We start from the raw sequence: 3,950 nt of genomic DNA, 5'->3' as shown, positions 1-3,950 counted from the left end.
GGGCCCTTCGACGCTCTGCGGCTCGTACTTGATCTGCCCGCAGTCGGGCACCCGGCCCTGCGCGCAGAGCGCCTGCCGGCTCGGTGGGGCGGAGACGTAGCCGTGCGCCTGCGCGGGGGCGGCGACGGTGAGGGTGGCGGCGACGGCGCCCGCCGCCACCAGCGGGACGGTGATTCTTCGACGCATGGGGGCAGCTCCTTCTCCAGGTCCGGTGAGGTGCCCTCAAGGTAATTTAAACATTGTTAACAGTAAAGACTCTCATCGATAAATCCATCGATGATGGCAGTTTTCTTCTCAAAGCCGGAGCAGGCTGCCCCGGTCGTCGACCTGGTCGGCCGACTCGTCGTCCAACCAGACGCCGCCGGTGCCGAGGTAACGGAACCGGTACTCCCCCGGCGGCAGCTTCACCGTCACCGTCCTGGTGCCGTCGCGGCGTGCCACCAACTCGTGCCGACCGGGCTGCCAGCCGTTGAAGGAGCCGACGACGCTCACCGGGCCGGGCGGGACATCGCGGGGCAGACAGAAGGTGATCCGGGTCTGGTTGCCGAAGAGCCTGTTGCGCTTGATCACGGTGATCCTCCGGGGGTTGCGGCGGTTCACCAGGCATAACGGGCAACACGCCGACGCCGACACGCCGCAGTCGCAGGCCAGGCGTCGAGGTTCCGCCCCCACGTCGGGGCCAGCTGAGGGATTCTGTAGGCACTTGTCCACTTAACGGAGGTTTTCGGTGGCAACCTGCGAGGTCTGCGGCAACGACTACTGGATGGCGTTCGAGGTGCACACCGTCAGCGGTGACGTGCACACCTTCGACTCGTTCGAGTGCGCGATCCACCGCATGGCACCGATCTGCGAGCACTGCCAGGTCAAGATCGTCGGGCACGGCGTCGAGGTCAACGGCCGCTTCTTCTGCTGCGCGCACTGCGCCCGCGCCGTCGAGGGCGCGGTGGGCGCCGAGATCCGCGACGCCGTCGGCGCCCGCCCGGCCTGACCGCGCCTGCCCGGCCGCCGCCAGCTACCTCGCGCCCGCACGGGCGGACCCCGGGTGAACCCGCCCGACCTACCATCGGTGGATGCCCCAGCAGACCACCGAGCTCCGGACGGCCTCCTTCGCCGACCTGAACGCCCGCACCCTCCACGACCTGCTCAAACTACGCGTCGACGTGTTCGTGGTCGAGCAGAACTGCCCGTACCCGGAGCTGGACGGGCGGGACGTCGAGCCGGGCACCCGACACGTCTGGCTCACCGACGGCGGCGCGCCGCTGGCGTACCTGCGGATTCTGGCCGACCCGGACGGTGTCGCCCGGATCGGTCGGGTCGTGGTGGCCTCGACGGCGCGCGGCGGCGGACACGCCGGCCGGCTGATGACGGCGGCGCTTGAGGTGGTGGGCAACCGGCAGTGTGTGCTGGACGCCCAGTCGCACCTGGTCGCGTTCTACACCCGGCACGGCTTCACTGTCAGCGGCCCCGAGTACGTCGAGGACGGCATCCCGCACACGCCGATGCGACGCGATGCCATTGACGGCTGACGATTGAGCTGGCATGGTGCCGGGTAGAGCCATCGCGGGAGCCAGCGATCAGGCACGGGAGTGGGCAACTCCCGGCGATCCGGGTGTCGACGTCCGACCTCATCCCCCCGGGGGCTCCATGTTCACTCCCACTCGATCACGACGCGTGCTCTGGTTGTTCGCCATCGCGGCGACCATCGCGCTTCTGTTGACGACCGCACTGACCACCATGCGGGCCGATCCCGCTTCGGCGCACGGTTCGGTCGTCGACCCGGCCTCCCGCAACTACAGCTGCTGGCAACGTTGGGGCAGCGACTTCCAGAACCCGCGGATGGCCACCGAGGACCCGATGTGCTGGCAGGCCTGGCAGGCCGACCCGGCCGCCATGTGGAACTGGAACGGCCTGTACCGCGAGGGTGTGGGAGGCAACCACCAGGCCGCCGTCCCCGACGGCCAACTCTGCAGCGGCGGACGCACCCAGAGCCCGCGCTACAACGCGCTGGACACCATCGGCGCCTGGAAGACCACAGCGGTGTCGAACAACTTCCGGCTCCGCTTCGTCGACCAGGCCCGTCACGGCGCCGACTACATCCGGGTGTACGTGACCAAGCAGGGCTTCAACCCCGCCACCCAACCACTCGGCTGGGGCAACCTGGAGTTGGCGGGCCAGATCGGCAACACCCCCGCCTCCCAGTGGAGCCCGGACCCCAGTGGTGTCTCGATCCAGATCCCGGTGAGCGCGCCGGGCCGCACCGGACGGCACATCGTCTACACCGTCTGGCAGGCCAGCCACCTGGACCAGTCGTACTACCTGTGCAGCGACGTCGACTTCGGCGGCGGGTCGACCACCCCACCCACCGATCCCCCGCCGACGACCCCGCCGCCCACCACGCCCCCGCCGACCACCCCGCCGCCGGCCGGTGCCTGCACGGCGACGTACCAGGTGACCGGTCAGTGGTCCGGCGGCTTCCAGGCCGACGTGAAGGTGACCGCAGGTGGCTCACCCACCCAGGGTTGGTCGGTGAGCTGGAACTACAACAACGGCCAGCAGGTCACCTCGTCGTGGAACGCGACGGTCAGCACCAACGGCACGCTGGTCACCGCACGTAACACCACCAACAACGGCACCCTTGCCGCCGGAGCGAGCACCACGTTCGGTTTCCTCGGCTCGTGGAACGGCAGCAACCCGGTTCCGCTGGTCTCCTGTACGACGACCAGCTGATCCCCGGCCGGCGCCGCACCCGGGCGGGGGTGCGGCGCCGGACGGCGGGGATCAGACCAGGCAGTTGACGATCTCGGCTACCGAACGGCGGCGGCCGGTGTAGAACGGGACCTCTTCGCGGACGTGCCGGCGGGCGCCGGAGGCGCGCAGGTCCCGCATCAGGTCGACGATCCGGTGCAGTTCGTCGGCCTCGAAGGCGAGCATCCACTCGTAGTCGCCGAGCGCGAACGAGGCGACAGTGTTGGCGCGCACGTCCGGGTAGCCACGGGCCATCTTGCCGTGCTCGGCGAGCATCTCCCGCCGCTCGGCATCGGGCAGCAGGTACCACTCGTAGGAGCGGACGAACGGGTACACGCAGATGTAGGGGCGAGCCTCCTCACCGGCAAGGAACGCCGGGATGTGGCTCTTGTTGAACTCCGCCGGCCGGTGCAGCGCCATCTGCGACCACACCGGGGTCAGCGCCCGGCCCAGCGTGGTACGGCGGAACCGCAGGTAAGCGTCCTGGAGCGCGTCGGGGGACGCGGAGTGCCACCAGATCATCACGTCCGCGTCGGCGCGCAGCCCGGAGACGTCGTACACGCCCCGGACCACCACGTCCTTGCCGGCCAGCTCGTCGAAGAGGGACACCACCTCGCCGGTGACGTTGTCCCGCAGCGACGGCAGCGGGGAGCTTGCCCGGAACACCGACCACATGGTGTAGCGGATGCTGTCGTTCAGCTCCCGCAACCGGGCCGCGTTGGTCTGCTCGGTCATCTCGCCGATCCTCCCAGTGCTGTGATGATCTCTTCGGCCGCCGTCTCGCCGGAGCGGACGCAGACCGGGATGCCGACGCCGTCATAGCCGGCGCCGGCGAGGACGACTGTGGGGTGCGCGGCCCGCAGCGCCGTCCGCGCGGCGCCGAGCCGGTCGGCGTGCCCCGGCGCGTACTGCGGCAGCGCACCGCCCCACCGCTGCACGTGCCCGTCGACCGGGGCGGGCAGCGGAGTGCCGAGCACCGCCGACAGCTCCCGGTGCACGGTGGCCGCCAGGTCCGCGTCGGGGCGCTGAAGGTGCGCCTCTTCGCCGTACCGGCCCACCGAGGCACGCACCAGGGCCAACCCGTCCGGCCGGCCCAGGTGCCCCCACTTGCCCGGTGATCGCGGCGACCACCGGCTTGGGAATGCGGGCGATCGCGCCGAGCGCGCTGGACAGGTTCGCAGCCCGGTCGGCCATGTCCACGTAGG

The 3,950-nt window shown here is 70.3% G+C and carries 5 protein-coding genes and 3 pseudogenes; 3 read left to right on the top strand and 5 right to left on the bottom strand.

Annotated elements, in window-relative coordinates; translation table 11 throughout:
* Positions 1-186 (bottom strand): annotated as a pseudogene (locus tag AB0C20_RS35500) (cellulose-binding protein); the annotation flags it as partial.
* Positions 187-294: 108 nt separating this feature from the next.
* Complete coding sequence (locus AB0C20_RS35495) at positions 295-570, bottom strand: isoamylase early set domain-containing protein (RefSeq protein WP_357182664.1); 276 nt, start codon at positions 568-570, stop codon at positions 295-297.
* A 157-nt stretch (positions 571-727) separates the two neighbouring features.
* On the opposite strand from AB0C20_RS35495, the gene AB0C20_RS35490 reads away from it, so the two are divergent.
* The 3 genes from AB0C20_RS35490 to AB0C20_RS35480 all read left to right on the top strand — a co-directional run bounded on the left by AB0C20_RS35490 (position 728) and on the right by AB0C20_RS35480 (position 2,727).
* The gene (locus AB0C20_RS35490; RefSeq protein ID WP_124815255.1) at positions 728-988 is read left to right on the top strand and encodes a Prokaryotic metallothionein; all 261 of its coding nucleotides are present in this window, start codon (positions 728-730) and stop codon (positions 986-988) included.
* Positions 989-1,070: 82 nt separating this feature from the next.
* Positions 1,071-1,526, top strand: coding sequence for a GNAT family N-acetyltransferase (locus AB0C20_RS35485; RefSeq protein ID WP_357569651.1), 456 nt, complete (start codon positions 1,071-1,073; stop codon positions 1,524-1,526).
* A gap of 118 nt (positions 1,527-1,644) precedes the next feature.
* Positions 1,645-2,727 (top strand): lytic polysaccharide monooxygenase, encoded by a 1,083-nt coding sequence (locus AB0C20_RS35480; protein WP_357182671.1) that lies wholly within the window; start codon positions 1,645-1,647, stop codon positions 2,725-2,727.
* Positions 2,728-2,778: 51 nt separating this feature from the next.
* On the opposite strand, the gene hemQ is transcribed toward AB0C20_RS35480, so the two are convergent.
* The 3 genes and pseudogenes from hemQ to AB0C20_RS35465 all read right to left on the bottom strand — a co-directional run.
* Complete coding sequence (gene hemQ / locus AB0C20_RS35475) at positions 2,779-3,480, bottom strand: hydrogen peroxide-dependent heme synthase (protein WP_196921722.1); 702 nt, start codon at positions 3,478-3,480, stop codon at positions 2,779-2,781.
* A pseudogene (locus AB0C20_RS35470) lies at positions 3,477-3,854 on the bottom strand (FAD-dependent oxidoreductase); the annotation flags it as partial. The gene hemQ and the pseudogene AB0C20_RS35470, both read right to left, overlap by 4 nt.
* A 1-nt stretch (position 3,855) precedes the next feature.
* Positions 3,856-3,950: pseudogene (locus AB0C20_RS35465) on the bottom strand (enoyl-CoA hydratase/isomerase family protein); the annotation flags it as partial.

Source organism: Micromonospora sp. NPDC048843 (assembly GCF_040649965.1).
GTDB classification, from domain to species: Bacteria; Actinomycetota; Actinomycetes; order Mycobacteriales; family Micromonosporaceae; genus Micromonospora; species Micromonospora hortensis.
This window is presented reverse-complemented; position numbering and strand designations above follow the sequence as displayed.

What these genes read in the sequence shown, in the direction of transcription:
- AB0C20_RS35480 (WP_357182671.1), top strand. Translation starts at nt 1,645, where the DNA reads ATGTTCACTCCCACTCGATCACGACGCGTGCTCTGGTTGTTCGCCATC.
- AB0C20_RS35485 (WP_357569651.1), top strand. Translation starts at nt 1,071, where the DNA reads ATGCCCCAGCAGACCACCGAGCTCCGGACGGCCTCCTTCGCCGACCTG.
- hemQ (WP_196921722.1), bottom strand. Translation starts at nt 3,480, where the DNA reads ATGACCGAGCAGACCAACGCGGCCCGGTTGCGGGAGCTGAACGACAGC.